Annotated in this window: 16 protein-coding genes and 1 pseudogene; 11 read left to right on the top strand and 6 right to left on the bottom strand. The window is 62.4% G+C overall.

The annotated features are described in order from the left end of the window. Positions 1-147: 147 nt before the first annotated feature. The 5 genes from ACYOEI_RS21850 to ACYOEI_RS21870 form a co-directional block, all read right to left on the bottom strand. On the bottom strand, positions 148-495 hold the full coding sequence (locus ACYOEI_RS21850; protein WP_462851693.1) for an MmcQ/YjbR family DNA-binding protein: 348 nt from the start codon (positions 493-495) through the stop codon (positions 148-150). 26 nt (positions 496-521) lie between these two features. Continuing rightward, positions 522-1,007, bottom strand: coding sequence for a VOC family protein (locus tag ACYOEI_RS21855; RefSeq protein WP_462851694.1), 486 nt, complete (start codon positions 1,005-1,007; stop codon positions 522-524). Positions 1,008-1,337: 330 nt separating this feature from the next. Continuing rightward, on the bottom strand, positions 1,338-2,960 hold the full coding sequence (locus ACYOEI_RS21860; RefSeq protein ID WP_462851695.1) for a polysaccharide biosynthesis protein: 1,623 nt from the start codon (positions 2,958-2,960) through the stop codon (positions 1,338-1,340). Positions 2,961-3,354: 394 nt separating this feature from the next. Further along, the gene (locus tag ACYOEI_RS21865; RefSeq protein WP_462851696.1) at positions 3,355-6,495 is read right to left on the bottom strand and encodes a sigma-70 family RNA polymerase sigma factor; all 3,141 of its coding nucleotides are present in this window, start codon (positions 6,493-6,495) and stop codon (positions 3,355-3,357) included. A gap of 205 nt (positions 6,496-6,700) precedes the next feature. After that, on the bottom strand, positions 6,701-7,189 hold the full coding sequence (locus ACYOEI_RS21870; protein ID WP_462851697.1) for a hypothetical protein: 489 nt from the start codon (positions 7,187-7,189) through the stop codon (positions 6,701-6,703). A gap of 225 nt (positions 7,190-7,414) precedes the next feature. Here ACYOEI_RS21870 and ACYOEI_RS21875 point away from each other — a divergent pair, with 225 nt between their 5' ends. Together ACYOEI_RS21875 and ACYOEI_RS21880 are read left to right on the top strand one after the other, a co-directional pair. Then, the gene (locus tag ACYOEI_RS21875) at positions 7,415-7,882 is read left to right on the top strand and encodes a hypothetical protein (RefSeq protein ID WP_462851698.1); all 468 of its coding nucleotides are present in this window, start codon (positions 7,415-7,417) and stop codon (positions 7,880-7,882) included. A gap of 277 nt (positions 7,883-8,159) precedes the next feature. Next, a complete protein-coding gene (locus tag ACYOEI_RS21880) occupies positions 8,160-9,386 on the top strand; it encodes a HEAT repeat domain-containing protein (RefSeq protein ID WP_462851699.1) in 1,227 nt (408 codons plus the stop codon). A gap of 442 nt (positions 9,387-9,828) precedes the next feature. Here the strand turns inward: ACYOEI_RS21880 and ACYOEI_RS21885 are convergent, their stop codons facing one another. After that, positions 9,829-11,595 carry an ArnT family glycosyltransferase gene (locus ACYOEI_RS21885; RefSeq protein WP_462851700.1) on the bottom strand — a complete coding sequence of 589 codons (1,767 nt, stop codon included), beginning with the start codon at positions 11,593-11,595 and terminating at the stop codon, positions 9,829-9,831. A 234-nt stretch (positions 11,596-11,829) separates the two neighbouring features. Between ACYOEI_RS21885 and istA the strand changes: the two are divergent. From istA to ACYOEI_RS21930, 9 genes and pseudogenes are all read left to right on the top strand, one after another. Next, positions 11,830-13,230, top strand: a pseudogene (gene istA / locus ACYOEI_RS21890) (IS21 family transposase); the annotation flags it as partial. A 16-nt stretch (positions 13,231-13,246) separates the two neighbouring features. After that, positions 13,247-14,026, top strand: coding sequence for an IS21-like element helper ATPase IstB (gene istB, locus ACYOEI_RS21895; protein ID WP_462851701.1), 780 nt, complete (start codon positions 13,247-13,249; stop codon positions 14,024-14,026). Between the two features lie 539 nt (positions 14,027-14,565). Continuing rightward, entirely contained in the window at positions 14,566-15,429 is an 864-nt protein-coding gene (locus ACYOEI_RS21900; protein ID WP_462851702.1) for a DUF1559 family PulG-like putative transporter, read from the top strand. A gap of 69 nt (positions 15,430-15,498) precedes the next feature. Beyond that, positions 15,499-16,287, top strand: coding sequence for a carboxypeptidase-like regulatory domain-containing protein (locus tag ACYOEI_RS21905; protein ID WP_462851703.1), 789 nt, complete (start codon positions 15,499-15,501; stop codon positions 16,285-16,287). 712 nt (positions 16,288-16,999) lie between these two features. Continuing rightward, positions 17,000-18,151: a DUF1559 family PulG-like putative transporter gene (locus tag ACYOEI_RS21910; RefSeq protein WP_462851704.1), complete on the top strand. Its 1,152-nt coding sequence runs from the start codon at positions 17,000-17,002 to the stop codon at positions 18,149-18,151. A gap of 36 nt (positions 18,152-18,187) precedes the next feature. Beyond that, a complete protein-coding gene (locus ACYOEI_RS21915) occupies positions 18,188-20,266 on the top strand; it encodes an alpha/beta hydrolase-fold protein (RefSeq protein WP_462851705.1) in 2,079 nt (692 codons plus the stop codon). 81 nt (positions 20,267-20,347) lie between these two features. Further along, positions 20,348-21,007: a sugar transferase gene (locus ACYOEI_RS21920; protein ID WP_462851706.1), complete on the top strand. Its 660-nt coding sequence runs from the start codon at positions 20,348-20,350 to the stop codon at positions 21,005-21,007. 322 nt (positions 21,008-21,329) lie between these two features. Beyond that, entirely contained in the window at positions 21,330-21,983 is a 654-nt protein-coding gene (locus ACYOEI_RS21925; protein ID WP_462851707.1) for a YdcF family protein, read from the top strand. A 24-nt stretch (positions 21,984-22,007) separates the two neighbouring features. Continuing rightward, the gene (locus ACYOEI_RS21930; RefSeq protein WP_462851708.1) at positions 22,008-23,207 is read left to right on the top strand and encodes a glycosyltransferase; all 1,200 of its coding nucleotides are present in this window, start codon (positions 22,008-22,010) and stop codon (positions 23,205-23,207) included. Positions 23,208-23,378 lie beyond the last annotated feature (171 nt).

The raw sequence follows: 23,378 nt of genomic DNA on the forward strand, positions 1-23,378 counted from the left end.
GTCGCAGACTGGCGCAGTTGACGATCTCTGACATCCGCACAAAGGACACCATCGCCAAGGCGACATCCTTCGTGCGGGAATAGAGATTCCGGCCGTATCACGGGATCCTTGGGCCATCCCGGCGCAAAGGCGATGGGAATAGTGCCCTCAACCACGCTTCCTACGCCTGCGCGATTGCTCGTTCTTGTTGACTCGCAACTCCCAGGCGAGTTGGAGCCCTTTGAGCAACTGCTCCGGGTTCGCCTCCGCCAGCCGGACGTGCGTCACGCCCCGTCGTCCCCAACCACCGGAGACGGGGTGGAAGACCTCCGGGGCCTCGGCGATCAGCGTTTGCTGGATCTCGGGGGACAGCATCAGGTTGCCTAGCCCGAGATGCTCATGGGCGAGGGTTGCGAAGATGTGACCGCCGACACGGAAGTCGGGCGTGCCCATGTGCGCGCCCTCCTCGGCGTCGTCGAATCCAAGGGCCAGTTCTCGAAAGTCGTTTGTTTTCACGAAACGGCCCTCCCTGGCAAGAGGAATCAGCCTTCGCCTCGACGCGCGGACTCGATCGCGGCGATGTCGATCTTCTTCATCGTCATCATCGCTTCCATCGCGCGTTTGGCGGTAGCCCGGTCGGGGTCGGTCGTCGCCTCGAGCAGCACGCGCGGCGTGATCTGCCAGCAGAAGCCCCAGCGATCCTTGCACCAGCCGCAAGCGAACTCCTGGCCGCCATTGTCGACGATCGCAGCCCAGTAACGGTCGGTCTCTTCCTGGTCCTCGGTCAGGACCATAAAACTGACCGACTGGTTCGGCTTGAAATTCGGGCCTGCGTTCAGGCCGACGTAAGGCTGGCCCAGGACGGTGAACTCGACCGTGAGGTCCTCGCCCACGTTCGCCGACGGGATGTCCACGGCGGAGGCGTTCACCTTCACGACCCGGCTGTCGGGGAACACGCTCGCGTAAAACTCGGCCGCCTCGCGAGCCTTGCCTCGGTCGAACCACAAGCAGGTCATCATCTTGGTCATCTTGCTCTCCTCGCATATCGCGGGCATCACTCCCCGACAAACACCATCTTCGGGGGATTGGAACCAAACATCGGCGAAAAGTCAACGGACGTACACTATTTTTCGCCGATTGGGCGATTCCTCCAGGCCGGGATCTCGTGGACGGAACCTCGAAACCTCGCCCCCGGCCCACGGGCATCCGCCCGGATCGAAGGCATTCAAACGGCTCGACGTCCAAGTCTCAAAGCAAAATATGGGGGCTTCTATCGCGCAAAATCACCGTTCATGCCTCACATTGATTGGGGTTAGGCCTGCCGCTCCGATCGCATTGGCTCGGAACAGAGACGCCCGTCAACGGCGGGACAACACCATGAGCCGGGCCAGGTCGCGTCGACCCACGGGCACGAGCAGGTATCCTCCGACATAGGCGAGGATGCCGACCCCAAGGTGGAGGGACAGGGTCGAGATGAGCCACCACAATCCGGCCGAAGGGGCGGCGACCGGCATGAAGGCCCGCAGGGTCCAGCTCGCCGTGATCAACGCGGCCGCGCCCGCCATCGGCGCTTTCAAGGTCCGTCCGATGAAAGCCCGAGCTTCAATCCCCAATGCACCGAAGAGATAGACGCCCGGCACAAAGAGGTTGGAGACGAGCGTCGTCAAAATCGTGCCCCAGATCACACCGGCGACGCCGAGCCGAGTCGCGAGGTAGCAACTGATCGGCAGGTTGACGAACGCCCCGGCCAACGCCGACAGTGCGATGACACGGACCCTGCCGGTGCCGATCGCGATCTGCACCGGCACCGCCAGCGCCAGCGGGATCGCGGCGATCAAGAACATCCTCATCAACGGGGCCAGCTCGGCCGCGTCGTAGCCCAGGCGGCGACCGAACCAGAGCGACAGGAACGGCCCCGCGTCGATCCAGGCCAGGAGCCCCACCGGCGCGAGCGCGGCGATATAGAGGCGGGTCCCGTCATATTTGAGCCGTTCGAGCCCCGCCAGGTCGCCCGCGGCCGACAGGCTCGCGACGGCCGGCATAACCAAGGAGGCCAGCATCGCTCCCGACTGCCGGAGCAGCAGGAACGGCTTGCTCACCACGTCATAGGCGGCGATGTGCGGCCCCGGGTTGTTGAGGACGAACCCGAGGATCGTCGTATCGACCTTGTCGGCCAGGACCACGCTGACCTGGATCATCGCCAGGTACAGGCTGAATCGGCCGAGTGCCTTGTAGTCGGCCGCCGTCGCGCCCCGGAACCGGGGCACGAACCCCAGCTCATGGATCATGACCCAGAGGGCCGGCCCGACCCGGAGGGTCGCCACGCCGGCCATCTGGGCGGCGACCACCCAGAAGAAATCGACGCCGGCCTTCACCCCGACGACCAGCACGAAGAACCGCATGACGGTGATCGCCAGCTCGAACCGCGGGACGAAGTCATACCGGCGGGCCGCCTGGAGCACCCCCGAGACCACCGCCGCGAGCCCGAAGCTCGGGGCCGAGACCGCCTGGAGCCAGAGCAAGCGGACGACGAGCCGGGACGACGCCTCATCGAACTTGGTATAGGGCAAGGCCAGGTAGGCAATAGCCAGGAGGAGGACCGCCTGCACCAGGGATGTCGCCGCGTAGAAATTCATCCCACACGCAACCGACCGTTCCACCCCTGCCCGATCACCGCGCGTCCAGGCGTCCGAGACCTGCCGGTGCAAGGCCGAGCCCGCACCGAAGTCCAGGAGAAGTTGAAGGAAACCGAACCCGACGGCAAAGCGATAGGCCCCCGCCAGGTCCGGCCCGATCGCGCCGACAATCAACCAGAGCGACCAGAACGAGAAGCCGATCTGGAGCGGGACCTGGACCGCCAGCCAGACCGTGCCGCTCAGGAGCCCGCGCAGCACCGGCGGCAAAGAACGATGCGACGGCACGCCCTCCACGTCGAGCTTGCCGACGTTCGCAGACTCCTGACTCTCGGAGGGTCGGTCCATTCCGTCTCCCGAACGGGGAGGGATCGTCGCATTCGCCGTTCGGCTTATCCGCCCACGATCCCGAGAAGCGGGAAAGGGGCGGCCCTCTGTCCGGCCACCCCGTCCGACCGGCGCAGCCGTCGATCGGTCCGCGGCCAATCCCGGAACTTCGGGTCAGCGTACGTCCTGTTCGCAAAATCATGACCGACCCCCCGGCCGGTGGTCAACCTCCTGTCTCCCTCGGCTTCCCTCAAAGCCGAGAGCATCTCCCGGCACCATTCCGGCCGGGCGGCTCTTGCGAATGCGAATCGCTCGTAAAAGATCTCATCGATTTACTATCCAAACGTTACCTACGTCGACTGAAAATCTCTCGCACTTAAAATATGTGACCATTTATTATAACTTAACTCTTTTCTCAATGGGCCGAGGTCCGTTCCAGGGTGATCCCGACGAGGACAAGCTCGCTCGTGGCAGTGGTCGAGGTGGCGTCGATCGTCGCGATGACGCGCTGTGGATGAGGGTTCGCCCAGGTCAATTCGAACAGATGGATTTTCATGTCATGTCCTGTCCTCCGATCGCCCCAGTCGTTGGAACCGGTCCAGGCGACCGAGGCGTCTGTGGGGGCCACGAGGGGTTGAGATTTGGAGCTCGTCCAATGCCCCAGATTTCGGCCGTAGACAGCGGGGATGCGTTCCGAGGTCCCATCGGTGTAGTGCACGGTGTAAAAGGCGACCTCGGTGCCGTTGGGCACAATCCCACGCGCCGAATGGAGGATACGAACCCGATCCGCCTGGGCGCCGACCGCGATGGATGAGATCGTCTCGGGCAGGACCTGGCCGGCCTGAGAACGAAGGTGGATCAGCTTCTCCCCGATACGGAAGTAGGTATTGCCGTGCGCATGGACGCCCTGCAACAGGCGATTCAGGTCATCACCCCGACCTCCCGGCCCGTCGGCCAGGAATTCGTTGGCACGGGGGCCGAGGTCGACGAAGCTCAATCGGTCCCTGAGCGCGGCGGGGATCGGCTCGTCGACCGCCGGTGCCGGCTGACTCGGATGTGGGTCGGCAGGGGCTGGACCGAAGTGGAAATCGACGGTCGTTCGGCCGACCGGAACGATCTCGGTCAGTTTTTGAGTCTCACGCCACTGTTCGGATCGTATCGCCTCCATCTGGACTTCCTCACGGGGGAGGTCCTTCGCGACGAACACACCCTGCTGGTCGCTGACGACCGTGCTCACTTTTCGGTTTTCCAGCGACCAGATGTTCTTCCCGATGGTCTTCTTGACGACGATCGACCGGACGGAGACGCCGACGACCGGACGGCCATCGGTGTCGAGAACTCGTCCAACCACCGTCCTCCCCCCGGCAGGCTTGGGACCTCGGAAATTCCCCCGGATCCGGTAGCTACCGACCTTCCGCGAGACTGATGTCTCGACCGTGCTGACTCGCTCCTTGTGGATCGCTTCCAAAGCCACGGGAGGGTGCACAGGGATAGGCCCCAGGAGGCGGATCGGCGGCAATGTCCCTCTCTCCGGGACGGATACGCTCGCCCGACCGAGACGGCTGCTCAACTTTTTGGAATCATAATCGAATGATACATAAATCATATTTTCTCCGGGGGCGACGAAGAACGTGAACTCCCCACGTTCGTCGCTGATGCGAGTGGCGCCGAAATTGTTCCGAGCGGGATTCGCCGGCCCGTTGCAGGAGACCAAGACATTGTGGAGCGGCCGGCCGGTCGTGGGGTCGACCACCACACCTCGGAGCGGGATTCCGTCGAACACGGAGAGATCGACCGACGTGTCCTTTTCACTTCGGATACGCACCCCGACCATCGCCCGAGCCGTAGCCTTTGGGCGCCCGGGGACACCCGCGATGATCACGTCGTAGACACCCGACTCAAGTCCATCGATGGTGAATCGGCCCTGGAGGTCACTGGTGGCGTTCTGGATTTCTCCGGTGCTCTCGTGCGGAGATTCGAGGAGTTGGCTACCCACCTTGGCGCCGGCGACCGCAGCCCCGGTGACCGCATCGACGACCCGCCCGGTGATCCGACCCGCTGGCTGTAGCGCAATGGGATCGATCGTCAGATCGTCCTCGGAGATAGCGAACCGGCGACTCACGAATCGAGGATGAAGGAAGAGGATGGGCAGTTCAGCCCGGGCAGGGATGGCGAGAGTGAATCGCCCCTGTTGATCGGTCAAGGAACTCCCGAGTGGGAAGCCCTCCTCTTCGAGTTGTCCGCGCGACACGTACAGGTTCGACTCATCGTAGTTCAGCCCACTCCCTATGACACGAACCCCGGGGATCGGCTGGCCCTTCCTATCGACGACCGACCCGGTGACCTTGTGCGACGAGGGTGCGAGGGTCAGCACCAACGGCCGATCGGCGGTCCCCGCCGGCAGGGGGACGCGGCCGTAGTGGGTGTATCCGGTCACTGCATCACTTCCGCGCACCAGCAACGAGAAGAAATCGTCGACCCCCAGCTTGTCGAGCACGATCAGCCCGCCGTCGTCGGTCTTGACCTTGAGGACCCGGTCCTTGGATAGGAACACCGTGATTGCCGCCCCCGGAAGGCCCTTCCCCTGCGGGTCGACGACCTTGACGTGTACGGTCGAGGGTTTGACCGGGTTCGGGATCGGTGCAGCATGGGCCGCATCGGGAACCGGACCCGTTGCCATGGTGGTCGACCGCGCCACGGTCACCGCGAGTGCCGCGCCGATCATGAGCGGGACCACGCCGACCCGAAGGGCTCGGATCACCCCCCCTCGCGCCAATTCCGCCCGCACCAGGGTTGCGATCCTTGGCGACAGCCCGGCAACGGTCGCCCCAGAGATCCCCAATTTGGTGGCTTGTTCGAGGAGCCTGGCCTCGAGGGCTGCCGCCACGGCGAGCTTGGCCGGGGCACCGGCTTCGCTCGCCGCCAGGGCCAGGGCCGGCGTGATCCCTCGGCGGAGCAGGCGGCTCCGCAGACGCTCGCGACCTCGGGCCAATCGGCTCTTGACCGTCCCGACGGGCCACCCCAGTTGGTGCGCCGCCTCTTCGCAGGTAAAGCCTTCGAGATAGCAGAGCACGAGCGCCGACCGGTGGTCGACTCCAAGTCGACCAAGCTCCTCGTCGATCAGGCCGGGCAACTCGTCCGGCCACTCGTGATCTTGCGAGGCATCACTCGCGACCATCAGGACACCTTTCCGCTCATGGTCCCTCCGCCGGCTCGCCGCCGTCCGGATCGCGGCGGCCGCGCGCCTGGCCACGCCGTGGAGCCAGCTCCCGCAGGAGTCTCGCTTGCGGATCGACCAGGCCTTTCGCACCAGGACCAGGAACGTGGCCTGGAACGCATCCTCGACGTCGTGCGGGTCAAGCAGGACGTTCTGGCAGACACGAAGGACCATCGGCCCGTGCCGCCCGAGGAGGGTCGCGAACGCCCTCTCCGAGGGTTCGCCACTCCTGGCCAGGAATCGTTCGAGCAACTCCCCGTCGTTCAGATTGACCAGGACCCCGTGATCGTGGAGTGTCCCCAGATCCTTCAGGACGGCGGCACGTGTGTAGGTTGTCACGATCGGTCCCCAGTTCGGTTTGGATACCCTGCAATCACCGGGTCGACACGATGACGCCGCGGGCCGCCTCGACGGCCCCGCGTCCCACCCCAGGCGATTGAATGTTCCAAGTAGCCTTCCGAGAAGGCCCGATGGTTCCAGAATTCCGACTCGGCCGGTGAGATCCTTGGAATCGGCAGAACAACCTCGACGCGCAATGTCGGAATCAGATCGTCCGGCCGACCGATGCGGGGGACAGGCCAAGTTGCTCCAGGAGTTGCCGGGATGGGACCAGCGCACGGCCTCGTGCAGGCAGACGCATCTCAGCCTTGCCACCGCCGAAGACATGTCTCAGGAGGGAAGGCCGTCGCACATCTCCGGGGCCGAGCCACTGGAGTTGCCATTGGCCGTCGCGACGGTGTATCAGGACACCGTACCTCCTCGCGTCTCTCCATTGGACGCTGGCAAGGATGACTCCGTCGTGGTCGGGGTCCCAGAATCCCCCGCCCAGGGTCCCGCCAAGGAACGGATCTTCCGCGAATGGAATGATCTTGGCGTGATACCAAGGGAGTGCGCTGATGCCCTCGGAGTCCTCGGCGATCAGGCAGAAGTTTTCGTAGCCGTCGGGAAGAGGTCCGACGGTAACGTCAACCCAGTCCGAGGGGGAGATCATCCTGGAGACGAGGACAACAGGGATCGCGATGACAAGGAGCACGACCAAGCAACCCCACGGAATCTTGGGCTTGGGCGCGTTGCCAGGAGGACTCGCCTCAGGATGCTCCAAAGTCGATCCACTCCGCGATCACTCGGCCTGGCGAATCTACGAGATTTCTTGAACACCACTCCCAAGCTTGACTCGGCTCATTATCATCGACTCGATAACCATTGGGATAGATGCTTTGGCGAGCCTCCATCAACGTCTTCTCCAAGGGAGAGCCTGATGTTTCGTGTCTCATTTCTCCTCTGGCTGGTCGTCCTGGCCGCCCTCAACCTCGTCGCTCTGCGGACCTACGATTCACTGTTCACCGATGCCGAAACGATCATTCTCCTCGTCGGATTAATGCCCCTCTTCGACACGCTGCTCGTGGTGCTTTACCTCGTGATCTCCAAGCGATTCCGTTTCAAGATCCGAATGGAACGAGGAGCCTTCCTGGAGACCTTCGGAGTCACCCTCGGGATCATTCTCGGGCTGGCGACCTTCGCGTCGATCGTGGCGCCTCGAAGCCTTCTGCAGTGGATCGTCATGGCGTCGCCGACCCAGTTGAGAACCCTCGAAGAAAGCGGCGATAACATGGCTCCCGTGTTGGGGGCGTGGGTCGGAGCCTTGATGTCCGGGCCTCTAATTGCTCTTGCCCTCGTCCTCGCCCTGATTCTGAGCCAGTTCAAGGTCGACATCACTCGGCGTTAGGATAAAACCAAAGGCATTGCTGGGAATGAAGAGGACTGTGGCTCGATCGATGCGAATGGCTCAACTGCAACCACGCCCTTGCGGCCGAGGTTCTCCCGCCATATCCTGACGTGCTTAACCGCCCCCCCCCGGTGATGCAACATGGCCCTGATCGGAACGGCGAGATTCCACTGGCCCATGCCGGCCGTGACGAATGGCCGAGGACCATCCTGGACCTGTTGAGGTCGGGCGAGCTTGTTCCAAGCGAATCCACTTCGATCAGTCGAGGAGCATCGCCATGTTCGAAGGGCTGGACGAAATCGACTGGGAGCAGTTAACCCACGCCTATGGCCCCGCCGGCGAAGTCCCCGGCTGGATTCGCGGACTGGCGTCAGACGACGCCAAGATCCGCAAAGAGGCGTTCGATCAACTCGAAGGGAACATCTGCCATCAAGGGTCGCGATACCGGGCCAGCACCCCGGCCGTCCCGTTCCTGTTCGAGTTGCTCGAGTCTCCAGACGCCGTGGAGAGCGTCCGGCTCATCCAACTGCTGGTGAACCTCGCCATCGGGTATCCCGAATGGCACGTCCCGCTTGGGTTCGACCCTGCCCAACGCTTCGCCGAGATCGAATCCCTGGGCGGACCGGAAGAGATCGAGCGGATCCGGGCTTCGGGACCCGAGGAGGAAGACGACTACGAACCCGGTCGTATCGCGCTGTGGCAGAGGGACGCCTACGAGGCCGTGATCCGGCGAGTCGACCTCTTCCAGAGCCTGACCAAAGCCTCGGACGCAGACGTCAGGACTGCGGCCGTGAAGGCCCTGGCGTGGTTTCCGGAGGCCGCGCCGGAGTCGTTGAAAATCGTGCGAGACGTCCCCGATCGCGAATCCGGACCGACGGAACTTGCGAACGCCCTCCTCAGCGTGGGCATCCTCGCCCATTACCAGAACGACGAGTCGGACACTCCCACCCTGCTTGCCCGCCTGTCGCCCAATCAATCGCCTTCGGTGAAGTTGGCCGCCGCGATCTCGCTGGCCGTGATCCTGGGGAAGTCCGCTCCAGCGCAATGCCTCGACGTCCTGCTCGAGGCGGTCCAGACCCCTGATGCTCCGGACCTGGTCGGCTGGCATTGGCTCGGCCCCATCGCCCACGCGAGCGCAGCGATAATGGTCGTGAAGCCGGAGCCGGCCGAGGCCGTCCTCGTCGCCATGTACCGGGCCGCCGAGTTGGTGGAGAACCCTTGGAGCGGAGCCGAGGTCTTCAAGGCCCTCCTGAACCTCGTCTTCCCGGACCCGGAAGCGCTCGGGACCGATCCCAGGACGGGGTTCCGCCGAGTAACGCCTGAGGAACTAACGCCGGATCAGCGCCGTGCGATCGAGACGATCGGGCGTGCACCGGTCTGGAAGGTCGAGCCCTATCAATATGGGATGCTCATGGACGTCGGGCTGGAGTATGGCCTGCCATGGCATCCCGATCAGTACGAAACACTGCTGGAAGAGGTCCGACGAACCCACCCCGGTGGCTGAGCGTGCCGACAGGGCGTTTCATTGACTCCCCTCGCTGATCCCCACCAAGCCCGATCCGGAAGAAGGCTTCACCACAAAGGCAGAGGACACAAAGAACCATCGAAGCAGGTCCAGGGAGGATTGTCTCTCTCCGGCTCCTCCTCTTCGTGTCCATTGTACCTTTTGTGGTAAAATCCTCGCGCGACGAATATTTACCATTTGAAACCATATATGAATTCCCGAGTCGGCGTACCTAGAAAGATCGCCCGGCTAGCCTCAAACATCACGTTAACCGTCGCGTAATCGTCGGCCCGGCCGAGTCGAGTCGGTCGCAGTCCTGTGGGAAGCCATGGATCGAATGGCCCGCCCCGCGCTTTGCCTTGAGGAGAACAGACATGGGTAAGGTTTCGCCGGGATCGAGGAAGTCCCAGGCGACCCGATCGAGGACGTAGCCCCCCGTGCCTCACCTCGAAGGAAAAGACGGGTTTCTCGCGATGTCGGTCGATGCGGGAATCACATCGATCATCCGATAGATACGGATGGTCCTGCCGACGCGTTCGATGGAGGGGAGGCGTCGGAGTTTCAGGAGGAGGCCGGGGGCCAACACGGGGCGAGCCCCTTCGATGTGGGCATCGCTCGTGATTCGATCTCCGAAGAGGATGCCTTCGCTGACCGCTAGGTACTCGGCCTTCGGCCCCGATTCCGTGGGCTGACTCGGCAGGGCCAACGGCGGACCTAACCCGTAAGGTTCCGTATCACCCGATCCGACGACACACAACTGGGTGGGCCCCTCGGCCGAGTGCCGCGAGACCCACGAGCTGAGCCGGGCCAGATCCTGCCCCCAGTCGAGGCTGTCGCCGATCAACGCCGGCCGGCCCGCTTGGCGGGCCCAAACCCAAGCAGCCTCGTTCTGCGCCCCGATGTAATCAGGCGAGGCGGCGACGGCATCCAGCAGCATCCAACCCAGGAGAACTACCGTGACGGCGCGGCCGAGCTTGCTCGTCGGGTTCCAGGCGCAGCCGGCGATGACGCACAAGAGCCCGAGGCTCGGCAGAAGGTAGCGGAACGCGGCGTTCGACCCTGTTCCCGTCGTCGCTGAGATGGCGAGGGCCACCTCGATCGCCGGTATCAGCACGCAGAGGATCGCGCACGACACGGCCGAGTTTCTCCGGCGGACGCAGAGGAGTCGGACGAGGGCGAGGGTGAAGAGCGCCAAAGTCGGGAGGGGGACCTTCAGCAGGAACGCGGCCGCGTACCAATACCACCAGCCTCCGAGTTCGCTCCGCCCGAGCAGGTAGGCGGACTGCAACCGCTCGGTATCCGCCAATTGGATGTCGATCCCTCGGACGAGTTCCAGCGGGACGGGCAGGGGGGCTCGCAGGAGCCAGGCGGTGGCCCACCACTCGCCGAGCCGCTTCGGGCTCTCGGCCAGCGAGGATTGCCCCGAGCGCCATTCCGACAAAGGCGAGCCGACTTCCCGGAACCCGTACGACGCATCGATCACGAGGACGCTGGTCGCCAACATCACCAACCCGAACACCCCCCACCGGAGCGGGGATTCGCGCCGCCTCGAAGGATCGTCCGGTAACAAGGCGGGAGACAGAAGGGCCCGGATCACGAGAATGACGACCCAGCAGGGGTCGAGGACCAGCATCGTAAACTTGGTCGCCTGCGCGAGCCCGAGTGCTACGCCCGCCAGGAATGCAGTCGACCCCTTGGGACGGAGAAGGAACCAGAAGAACGTCCGGGCGGCCAGGAGCGTGAGCACGGCCGAGGGCATGTCGGAGGTGACCAGGGCGCCGTGCCCCAGGACCGGCGGCAGCCAGCACCAGGTGGCGAGCGAGATGAGGCCGGGCCAGGTCCCGAACAACCCCGTCGACCACTCGCAGACCAGGCAGCCTCCCAGAACCGTCAGGAGGATCGGGAGGAGGCGCGAGCCGCGATAGATATTCAAGTATGCCTTCGAAGCCTGCACCTGGAAGAGTCGCCCGAGTTCCCATTCTCGACGGCTCACGAGCTCGGCGTCGAACGAAGCGGGATATCCGACCCGGGCGCCCGCCGCATAGGCCGGGAAGGCGTAGAGGAGCTTACTGAAAGGCCCGCATACGCGATAGGTGCTAAGCATCCCACTTTGCCAGGCGGCCAGGCCGGCCGGCAGTTGCGCGAACTCGACGACCGTGACCGAGTTCCCCCACGCGCCGGGGAGCATCAGGAGGACGGCGCTGGCCAAGATCGCAGCCCGCGCAAGAGAGGCCGTTCGTAAATAGGTGATCGGGCGCGAACGCCCCGGTCCCTCGACTTCGGCGCCCCCTTCCCAAGTGAGAGGCTGCCCGTGGTGGTCGAGCTCCATGGTTTCAAGCCTCTTCGAGGAGTCAGGTGATCGGCGACAATTATTTTTCCCGGTCAACGTCAATTAGAATTCCCGGCTCCTGACCCCTGGTAGGCTGTCCCAACCGAATCGACTCTGGCCAACGCCGCCGACAAGGCCGACATCGACGAGAAGACCGCACGCAAGTATCGCGACTCGGACTTGCTCCCCAGCCAACGCCGCGTCCCTCACTCCTGGCGGACTCGGGAGGATCCGTTTCAGGAGGTCTGGCCTGAGCTCGAGGATCGGCTTCGGCTCAACCCCGGACTCCAGGCCAAGACCCTTTTCCTCGACCTGCAGCGCCGTTTCCCGGGGCGTTTCCCCGATGTCCAACTCCGGACCCTACAACGGCGGATCAAACGATGGCGGGCCCTTGAAGGGCCTCCAAAGGAGGTGTTCTTCGGACAGATCCACGAACCCGCACGCCTCGCCGAGAGCGACTTTACTCACATGGGGGACTCGGCGTCACCATCGCGAGTGAGCCGTTCGACCATCTGATCTATCACTTCGTGCTCACCTACTCCAACTGGGAGACCGGCACGACCTGCTTCTTGGAGAGCTTCGAGAGCCTCAGCGAAGGGCTACAGAACGCCTTATGGGAACTGGGAGGGGTCCCCAAGCGGCATCGCACCGATCGCTTGTCCGCAGCGATCAACAATGATTCGGACGCCGAGACATTCACGCGGAAATACCAGGCCCTCATCGCCCATTATGGGCTCGAGGCCCAGGCGATCCAGCCACGGAAGGTCAACCAGAACGGTGACGTCGAGCAGAGTCACCATCGCTTCAAGCAGGCCGTCGACCAGGCCCTCCTGCTGCGAGGGGGGCGCGACTTCGCCAGCCGTGGCGACTATCAGGCATTCCTCCGCAAGCTCATGTCCGGTCGCAACACCAACCGAAAGGGTCGATTCGCTGAGGAGCAAGCCGCCCTTCGTCCGTTGCCGACGAGGCGGCTGGAGATGAGCCGACGGGTCAAGGCGCGGGTCGATTCGGGCAGCACGATCCACGTCGGCGGCAACGCCTACTCGCTGCCGAGCCGCCTGATCGGCGAGCAGGTCGACGTCCACATCGGCCTGGAGTCCTTGGAGATCTGGCACGGGGCCCGCCTGGTGGACCGCATCCCTCGACTGCGGGGACGCGGCAAGCACCGCATCGAGTACCGCCACGTCATCGATTGGCTGGTACGCAAGCCCGGGGCGTTCGAGGAATACCGCTACCGCGATGCGATGTTCCCTACCAGCCGATTCCGGATGGCCTACGACGCCTTGGAAGGGCTGGCGGCCGGGCGGCGTGGTCAAGGAGTACCTGACGATCCTCCATCTGGCGGCGAAGGAGGGGGAGGGACTCGTGGACGAGGCGCTGCGATCCTTGCTCGATCGAGAGCGGCCGTTCGACGGTGATGCGGTGGCCGATCTCGCCCGCGAGGGCCGGCGGCTCCCCGCGGTGACCGACGTCACAATATTTAGTGTAGATTTGGCGATGTATGATCGGCTCTTGGAGCCAAGGGAGGAGCATGGATCCCAGTACGACGGACCTGAAGGCACGACTGATCGCCCATCTCAAGGAACTCCACCTGCCGACGATGCGAGGCAGTTTCGAGGAGTTGGCGCGACAGGCACAGCAGGAATCGCACAGCTATGATCGCTACCTGCTCGAGCTGACGGAACGGGAGCGCGAGGCCCGGCGAGGCCATCGGATCGAGCGTCTCCTGAGGGAGTCGCGGCTGCCGCCGGGCAAAGGCCTGGAGTCATTGGACCTGAAGCGACTGCCGCCGAAGGTGGTCCAACAAGTGAGGGCGCTGCTGGATGGATCGTTCGCCGACCGTTGCGAGAACGTCCTGGCGTTCGGCAACCCCGGGAGCGGGAAGACGCATGTTTTATCAGCGATCGGACAGGAGTTGATTCGTTCGGGACGGAGGGTCTATTTCCGGAACTGCGGGCTGATGGTGCAGGATCTCTTGGCGGCGAAGCGTGACCTGAAGCTGAGCCGTTACTTCAAGAGCCTCTCACGCTACGACGTGTTAATCCTGGACGACTTGGGCTACGTGCAGCAGGGTCGAGATGAGATCGAGGTCCTCTTCAGCCTACTTGCCGAGCGTTACGAGCGCGGGAGCGTGATGCTCTCGAGCAATCTGGCGTTCTCGGGTTGGGAGTCGATCTTCAAGGACGCGATGATGACGGCGGCGGCGATCGACCGGCTGGTGCATCACTGCGTGATCCTGGAGCTGAACGTTCCAAGCTACCGCGCGGAGCAGGCCAAGAAGGCCCGCCAACCACCCGTCGCGGCCCAATAACGACCGGTTTATGCGTCCGGGAAAAATAATTGACGCCAGACAGTCAGGGCAACGCGATCCCCAAGCCGAAGGCTGGAGCGGTTACTACTCGGATCGCGCATCTCACCGGGAAAGGCCTGAAGCGCCAACGTGTGGATCCCTCGCCATTATTAGAGTGAGATTCACTCGCACGCGTTTCAAGCGTGTAGCAAGTCGTTCGGAGCAGTCATGTTAAAGGGCGCAATAAGCGTGTGATGCGATCCAGCATACCGAATGGGGCTCAACTAACCAAACGGTCGAATTATGACGCTCCGAGCGAAAACGAGACGCTGAGGTCATTCCGTGAAATATGTCCGAGATGGAATACGAGTCGCAATCAAAGCCAGGCGAAACGCGACACGTGTCTGATTTTTTTATTTGGACTCCGGCGATAGCCCTGCTATTCTAAACGTCGACCTCCCCCCCATACCAGTCGGCCTATCAAATCCGAGGCGAAATCGTTCATTAAGCCAATTCGCTCACATAAATCTGATCCGGCACAGAACTCTCAAGGAGTCGCGATGATTTCCGAAAGGCGTGCAATCAATCCTAGCAAGAGATTTACATTAATTGATTTTCTCGCCGTAATCGCAATCATCGAGGCATTCGCCAACCTCACACTCCCTGCCGTGGAGGCGGCTCGCAAAGCGTCTCGCCGCGCCGGGCGCCAGAACAAACTCAGGCAACACGACTTAGCCATCAATAATTACGCCACGGCCCTCGACGCATTCCCCATCAGCTATATCGCCCTGCTCAATCCCCCAGGAGGGGCAGCGCCGGAGTGGTCCTGGGCGCCTGGCATCCTCCCTCAGGCCGATCAAGACGCCACTTACAATGTCTCGAGCATCCAAGGTACCGATCGATTCCTCGGCAAACTCGACTGTGAGGTCGACCTCGCTGGTGTTATATATCTGCTCGAGCGACCGCAATACTGGGCCGCTTATAGTGACGTCCCAGGTCGTCGCTGGACCGGCCGAGGTCCGGACGACAAGCTATGCGGCCAACGCAGGGACCGACGACTCGAGTCAGCACAACGGCAACGGTCTCTTCTGCATGAACAAGTCAACCCTCCCAAGGACATTACGGATAAAGCCAGCAACTCGCTCGACCTCGGCAAACATAGCAACTTCGACGTCCAAAACGCCTGGGAGGGGAACCTCGGCAACGCGCGAGGGGGCATACAGGTGCTTGTAACCGTCACTGGGTCTAGACACGATCGCAACAACCCGACTCCGGAAGTCGTCGGGAGCCGCCACTCCGGCCTGACTGAATTCCTGATAGTCGATGGGTCTATCCACCCGATCAAAGACACAATCACCCCTAACATCCTCCACACCCTGGCCACTTGCAACGGCCGCGCAACGATCGAACCGGGGGCCAATTGAATGGGTACCCCGAAATCATCCCAAACCAGAAACACCAGTGGAAGACAGGAACTGCCCCCACAAGGAGGGGTGCCCTCCTGGCTCGTCCCATCGTGCCTCGGCCTGGTCTTTATCGCGGCCGGGACTCTCAAGGGCTACCAACTCGCCTTCGAAACCAATGATGAGAGCACCTCAACGCTCCTTCTTCTGGTCTTCTCCGATGCCGAGATCCTCGGCGGTTTGTGGATGCTCAGCGGCCTTAATCCGGAGAGAACCCGCATCTGGGCCTCGGCCGTCTTCATCGGCCTCGCGGCCTCAAGCCTCTTCCAGGCTCTCGATGGCAAATGCACGTGTGGCTGCTTCGGTCCCCTATCGCCAACTCCTTGGTCCGTCTTCCTTTTCGACATCGCCGCTGTCGCCGGGCTATCCCTCGCCCAAGGAAGGGCCAAGATATGGTCAGCCCTAAGCATGCCACCCCTCCATCTCTTTGGGATGGCATGCCTCTCGCTAATCGTCCTAGCTGTGACGCGACAGCAGGCGGAAGCAATCACCGTGGAAGGCAAGGCCGTCGCCGAGAATCGCCCCCTCGGAGATGTCATCCTCCTATGGACCGGCGACACGGGTAAATTCATGACGCAGACAGATGGCGACGGAAACTTCCGGCTCTCTAATATCGCCCCTGGCTACTATGCCGTGTCCACCCCAGATGGGATGACGAAAGAATTGACCTCGAAACCCCTCAAGCCGACTCCAAAGAAAAAAACACAACGATCGGGGCCACGGGACACTCATTTGACGCCAAGAAAAGAAGGCGAATTAGTCCGATGGATCGAACTCAAGGGATGCAGCAAGGAACACAGACTCGTCGAGTTCAACTGAACAACCACCGCCTGGAAGGCGGTGGGTTCGACAGTCGGCTGAAAGCCCGACTTCGAAGCGATCCAACGCAACGCTCTTCTGCTCCGGCATCGTTCGTCACAACCACCGGACCACGAGCCATGATTCTCGGCAGAGCAAGGTCGACCAAGTCCCTCGGTGAACGCCATATCTGACGCAACGTACTGGAAGTGGTCGCCTGAAGGCGAGGGATTTTAGATCCCAGAACTACAACATTAAACCATGCCGATAATTGTTTTTTCAGTTATATACAATTAATGAGCACAAATGAATTTTCTGATATTTTGAAAATAAATTCAATCAAAGGGTTCAAGTTGTTTTCTTAGTTTATCTCTACATAGCAGTTTTCTATAACCGATCAACATTTCCCGCCACGGCAAGTCCTGAAGAATTTGGTTTAAGGCGCAGTGTTTTGACCCGTCCAAAGGACAGTGAATGATTTTCACACCGTCATGGAACTGCTGCTTCTTTTTTGGGCAAGAAGTCGCACGGCCCCTTTCCATTCTCCGACACAACTAGAGTAACATCGAGATCGTTGGTCGATCTACCTCGTTTCACGGCTCGGCGGTTGGCATTTCCGCCTTTTCAGCATGCCAAAGAATTTCAGAATAGTTAATATGTTCGGGTCGCAATCAATCGTTTGCAATGAATGGCCGGTTTGGGGCGTTTCCACGGTTCTTTGGAGGACTATGTCATGCGTAATCGCCAACCTCGAGTCCATCGCTCTGGGTTCACACTGATCGAACTGCTCGTAGTCATCACAATCATTGGCATCCTAATCGCCCTTCTGCTCCCAGCCGTACAATCGGCCCGCGCGACGGCGAGGCGCGCCCAATGCTTGAATAACCTCAAACAGATCGGTTTGGCGCTAGCGAACTATGAATCCGCCAATGGAATACTACCGCCGGGGGGGATCGTCCGGACGGCCGGCAAGGCTTCGGCGATGGACGGGTGGACGAACGTGGATGGTAAGGGATACGCCAGCGGATTGTGCTGGCGGGCTCAGATCCTAACGCACCTCGATCAGGCTCCGCTGGCCAACGCGATCAACTTTAGCGTGCCCCTCAGCGATATCGGGCCGGATCGCGCGGCCGGCGCGACGGTCTGGCGGACGACGGTGGGGGCCTTTCTTTGCCCATCGGACGTCGGACACGACGGTGGGTTCCGCCCCTCGCAGACCGCCGACACGTTCAACGGCCAGTATGCGATCGCCCCGCCACCAATCGACCCAGTGACGGGCACGCCGCTGAGATCGACGCCCGTGGCGAGCTATCTCGGCAGCTTCGGGGACAACTACGCTATGTTGACGCTGAATGGATCAAGCCCGTGGGAGACGCCGTGCGGAGAGGACGGCCGGCCGGACCGAACGCGGATCGGCTGGCCGGGCTATTGGGGGACAACATTCGGTTGCGACGTCAGCCTCGGGCGGGACCAAGGGGGACGGCTCCGAGGCATCTTCGACGTGCGGACGGGCCAGACCGTCCGGCTCGCCAGTATCTCGGACGGAACGTCAGCGACGATACTGGTCGGCGAGGGCTTATCAGCGGAGCGGGCCGACAACAATCTCTGGGAGTGCAACGGGGCGACGGCGGGGACGACGATCCCGATCAACCACCCCACCAAGGGGGCCGATTGCGCCGGCGATCCGCCGTTCTTCGGCATCATGAACCTCGGCTGCCGATTCAGCAACGCAGCGACAGGGTTCAAGAGCGGACACCCCGGCGGAGCCAATTTCCTGTTCTGCGACGGGTCCGTGCGGTTCGTCAAGGAATCCATCGCGCCGACGGTCTACGCGGCCGTTGGCAGCAGATCAGGCGGCGAAGTTGTCGGGAGCGACGCTTATTGAGTGAACCGCGCAAGAGGAGAAGAGGAATCGGATCCTATGAGCTTCATGACGCGGAAGCGCCTGCTCGCCAGCGTAGCGGTCGTAGCAGCTTTCTTCAACCTGGCGACGCTCGTCTTCCTGGCGGGTACGAACCGATTGACGACCAACGACGAGGCCCGTGGAATCGAGGCTGGAGTCCTCGCGTGGGTGGTCGGCGACTTCGGGACGGCCTGCGACGTTCCGCCACTGTCCCGACTGGTTGCAGCCGCGCCTTTGGCGGCTCTCGGCGCGGCGTACGAGCCGCCGATCCTGCGTGGGGAGGCCGGCCCGGCCGATGTCCGAGAGCGGGAACTATACTCGGCGGGGAGGTTCGCCCGCCTCAATCTCCCGAGAACGTTCGACCTCGTCCTGCTGGCGCGGACGACGAACTTCCTGTGGTGGCTGCTTGGCGCCGGGATCGTTCTGGCATGGGCGCATAGGCTTTACGGGGCCGCCGCGGCCGCCATCGGTGTCGCCCTGTGGGCGGTCGTTCCGAACGTCCTGGCGTACGAACAACTCGCAACGTCCGAATTCCCCGTCACAGTCGCCGGGTTCGCGGCGACCTTCGCCTTCGTTGCCTATCGACGCGCTCCTTCGTGGGAACTGGCCCTGCTGGTCGGGGTCGCGTCGGGCTTGGGTCTGCTCTCCGATTTCACCTGGCTGGCGATTCCGGCCCTATGGATCCCGACGGCCTTCCTGCAAGAGCGGGACGGATCCGGGCGAACCGCGTCTGTACGCATCCGCTTGCTGCACGGAGCGGCCGCCTTCGTCGTCGCCGTGTCGATCGTCAACGTGGTCTACGCGATCGCAGGCGGATCGCGATCGGACGGCCCTGCGATAAGGCCGATCACATCGTGGGTCGACAGGATCCCGCTTCCATTGCCAAGAGCATACCTGGCGGGGATCAATCGACGGTGGTACGAGGGAAATCCGCAGCCTCGGGACGAGGAGGAGCGGCGGGGATGGCCGGTGGACGCTGGCGCTCGGCCGGGAGCGACGGCTGCGGGGGAGTTTCCGGTGGGCGTGTGGGCCGCGATCCTCGTCAGTCTCGCGGCAATCGTCGAACGCAGCTTTCGACGCGTCGCCTCACCTGAGGAAATCGAGCCGTGGATCCCCACGCTCGGCCTGTCGGCATTGGCAGCGTCTTCATCGCCATGGCTTCCCCCCGCCCCGGCCATGCTCATGGCGACCCCGTTCGCAATCGTCGCCGCCGTCGGATTCCGCCGAAACGCTCGGTCTTGTTCCTTTTGGGCCAGGAGCATCGCCGCGGCCCTGTCCATCATCGCTGTCGGTGACGGCTTCGACGCAGCCTGTCGACGCTTCGCTAGGCCGGACCGGACGGCTCGGTTTCGACAGGATATGGTCCGCCAGGGGCGGAGATTCGGCCTACGCCTGCCCGAACCAAAAATGTCGGTAGGAGCCGGGCGAGACGAACGCGGGCTTCTATATCGGCAGTTCGTTGACTCACAGGGCGAAGAGGTCAATTACGCGTTGTACGTGCCGGAGGGATACCGAGGAGACCACCCTTACCCGCTGGTCGTGTTCCTGCACGGCTACGGCGATCGAGGGACCGCGACGGATCGCAGGTACGTCGAGGTGGGCCTGCCGTTCACGCTGAAGTACCGCAGGCTCGACTTCCTCGTTCTCTGCCCGCAGGGACGTAGCGGCGGTTGGGATCCGGACGGTGCGGACGCCCGGAAGGCGTTGGAGCTTCTCGATTTCGTCCAGAGCGAGTATCGGGTGGATCCGGACCGGATTTCGTTGACCGGGCTGTCGAACGGCGGGACCGGCGCATGGGATATGGCGGCGCGGCGGCCGGACCTTTGGGCGGCGATTGTTCCTGTGGCCGGATCGTGCGACCCAGGACGCGCCGCCGAAGTCGCCCATATCCCGTGTTGGTGCTTCCATGACCGCTACGACGGCGTCTTCCCGGTGGAGGGACCGCGACGCATGACGGCCGCGATGAAGGATTCGGGCGGAAGCCCGAGGTTCACCGAGTATGCCGACGTAAATCACAACGCTGGCGAGCGAGCGTACGTCCTGCCGGATTTGTACGAATGGCTCTCGCATCAGAGACGCCCGAGGACTTTGCCTTGAATCGTCCGCATGACGTTCGATTCGATCGTTGCACTGATTAAATTTCGTTATTGCAACTCACAAATTATGATGAAGCACGATATGTCGGATTTCGACGTGATCGACCTCGGCCGGTCCCATCCTTCCGTATGTTCGGGTTTCAAGCGGACGTTCGATTTCGCGGCGGCGGCGGTCGGTCTCGTCGCCCTGACCCCCGTGCTCATGGTCGTGGGATTGGCGGTCGCCGCCGCCCTGGGACGCCCCGTGCTATTCCGTCAGGTCCGCTCGGGGTACCTCGGCCGGCCGTTCACGATCTACAAGTTTCGCACAATGCGCGAAACCTGCCGGCCGGACGGTTCCCCACTGCCCGACGCCGAACGTTCGACGCGTCTGGGCCGGATTCTGCGACGGACAAGCCTCGACGAACTTCCGCAGTTGTGGAACGTCGTGCAAGGCGACCTGAGCCTCGTAGGACCCCGCCCTCAAACGGCCGACCGTCTCCGTTTATGCACCCGAGATTTCATAAAGCGCCACGACGTACGGCCGGGCGTCACGGGATGGGCCCAGGTCCACGGGCGGAACGCCATCGGATGGGATGAGAAGTTCCGCCTCGACCTGTGGTACGTGGAAAAATGGTCTCTAATGCTCGACCTCAAGATACTGGCGCTCACCGTCGCGTGTGTCCTGCGACGCGACGGGATCGATGGGCCCAGCGAAGCGTCGGTCGCGCCGTTTCAGGGTGCGTTTCCGGACAAAGCCTAAGGAATCGCGGGTTGTCAAGGCTGGATTTTCGGATCCGGAGAGAGAGAGTTACATCAGCGTTTGCAACGCCAAACGATAGATTGCCGGGGTCATTAAATCGGGAAATCCAACATGAACAGTGAATTAAACAATTGATTAATCATCCTGGTTTCTCGGCTTTATAGCCTTGAGCCTGTGCAGCTTGCGATTGATAAGGGAGGGACGGATTTCGTACACCCTTCCGCATCAAGGGATCTGGTTCCCAGCCCCCAAAGTCCACCGGCTTCAGCGTCATTAGTTGAGAACCAAAGAATGACGAATATCCGGAAAGAGGCAACGCAAGATGAAATTCCTGAAACGATCCCCTAAGGTCGACGCAGGTGCGCCGTGGAGGCCTTTCTCGCGACGTCGATTGGCGGCAGCCCTCGGCCTATGGCTGACGGTCGACCTGCTCTACTTAGGGCTGACCTCGGAGACGGTTTTGACCTGGATCGCCTGGTCGTGCCGCTTGGAGGATCCGCTCGTCGAGGCGGACGCGATCGTCCTCCTACTGGGCGGTCCGCTCGACCGTCCGGCCCGAGCTGCCGATCTTTACTTGCGGGGGTTAGCTCCGGTCGTGCTCCTAGGTTCGACGGAGGCGGTCTCGTCCGAAGGCAGTCTTCATCGCCATGCGTTGATCCAGGAAGGCGTTCCGGAGGTCGCGATCCACATCCTCCCCGGAGGACCGGTCGAAAGCACCTACGATGAGGCACTCAGGATACGCGAATACGTGCGGTCCCGTCCAATCCGGAGGATCATCGTCGTAACGACCGCCTACCATACCCGGCGGGCTGGCTGGACATTCCGGAAGGTTCTCCGTGAAGCGGGCGTCGACGTCCGCGTCGCTGCCAGCCGAGACCCCGAGTTCGGCGAAGAGGACTGGTACAAGAGCGACCTCGGGACGACCATCTATCGATGGGAGATCGCCAAGAATTTATATTATCGCCTCGTGTATTGAGAATCGCTGCCACCAAAACATAACATGAACCTATCACAACCTAAAAAATCGGCCATCGACATAACGTCGATCCGCGTCTGCCACCTTGGCAAATATTACCCTCCCGCTCCGGGCGGGATCGAGTCACACGTCCGCACCTTGGCCCGCGCCCAGGCTGACCTCGGCGCGACCGTGAATGTCCTGTGCGTCGACCATAAAGGTCGGCGCGCCATTGAGGAATGGGACGGCCCGGTCGGCGTCGCTCGAGCAGGCCGGGCGGCCTCCGTCGCCAAATTGGACGTCTGCCCTGGTCTCGTGCCTCGCCTGAGGAAGGTCGAGGCTGACATCTTTCACCTGCACACCCCCAATCCGACGATGATTCTAGCCCTAGTGGCGGCTCGACCCGCCGCCCCGATCGTCGTCACCCACCATAGCGACCTCGTCCGGCAGAAGGTCTTGGGTCCACTCTTCCGGCCGATCGAGCGGCTCGCTTACCGGCGGGCTCAACTCGTCCTGGTCACAAGCCCGACCTATCCCGCCGGTTCGAGCTTCCTACGATCCTACACCGACCGGCTTCGAATACTGCCCCACGGCATCGATCTGTCGCCCTATCGCACCCCCTCGCCCGACGATCAGTTCGAGGCTGAGCGGATCAAGGTCCGCCACCCAAGCCCGATCTGGCTGGCCTGTGGTCGCCTAGTCTACTACAAAGGGCTGATGAACGCCGTCCGCGCTCTGAAGTTCGTTGCGGGAACGCTTCTGGTGATCGGCGATGGCCCCGAAGAGTCCCGGCTCCACTCAGAAGCCCGACGCTTGGGCGTCGACAACCGCATACGTTTCTTAGGCGCAATGCCCAACGCGAAAATCGTCCCCTACTACCTGGCGGCCGACGCGCTGTGGTTTCCATCTAACGCCCGCAGCGAATCGTTCGGGCTGGTGCAGGTCGAGGCGATGGCGTCCGGATGTCCGGTGCTCAACGCCGAGATCCCCCACAGCGGCGTGACTTGGGTCAGTCGTCACGAAGAGACGGGCCTCACGACCCCCGTGGACGATCCGGCGGCCCTGGCGTGGGCGGCCCGCCGTCTCCTCGAGGAGCCGGGTCTGCGCGACCGATTGGTTCTCGGGGCGAGGGCCAGAGCCGAGGCGGAGTTCGACCACTGCGTGATGGCCCGCCGAAGCCTCGACTTCTATCAAGACATCCGATTTGGGAGTAGACGGCACATCATCGCGCGATCCTTGATTTAGGCTTTGGTCGAAGGGTGTCGAACTATCATGATACATCCATTCAACCGTAAGGGACGCGAGACGAACGATCTCGAAGGCCAGAGGCTTCAGACTGCGCGAGTAGCGTCACTCCGGCCGCAGACAGCGACCACGCCCTCATGCGAACCCATCAAAATAGCTCGTCATCATCCG

The organism is Singulisphaera rosea, from assembly GCF_054877945.1.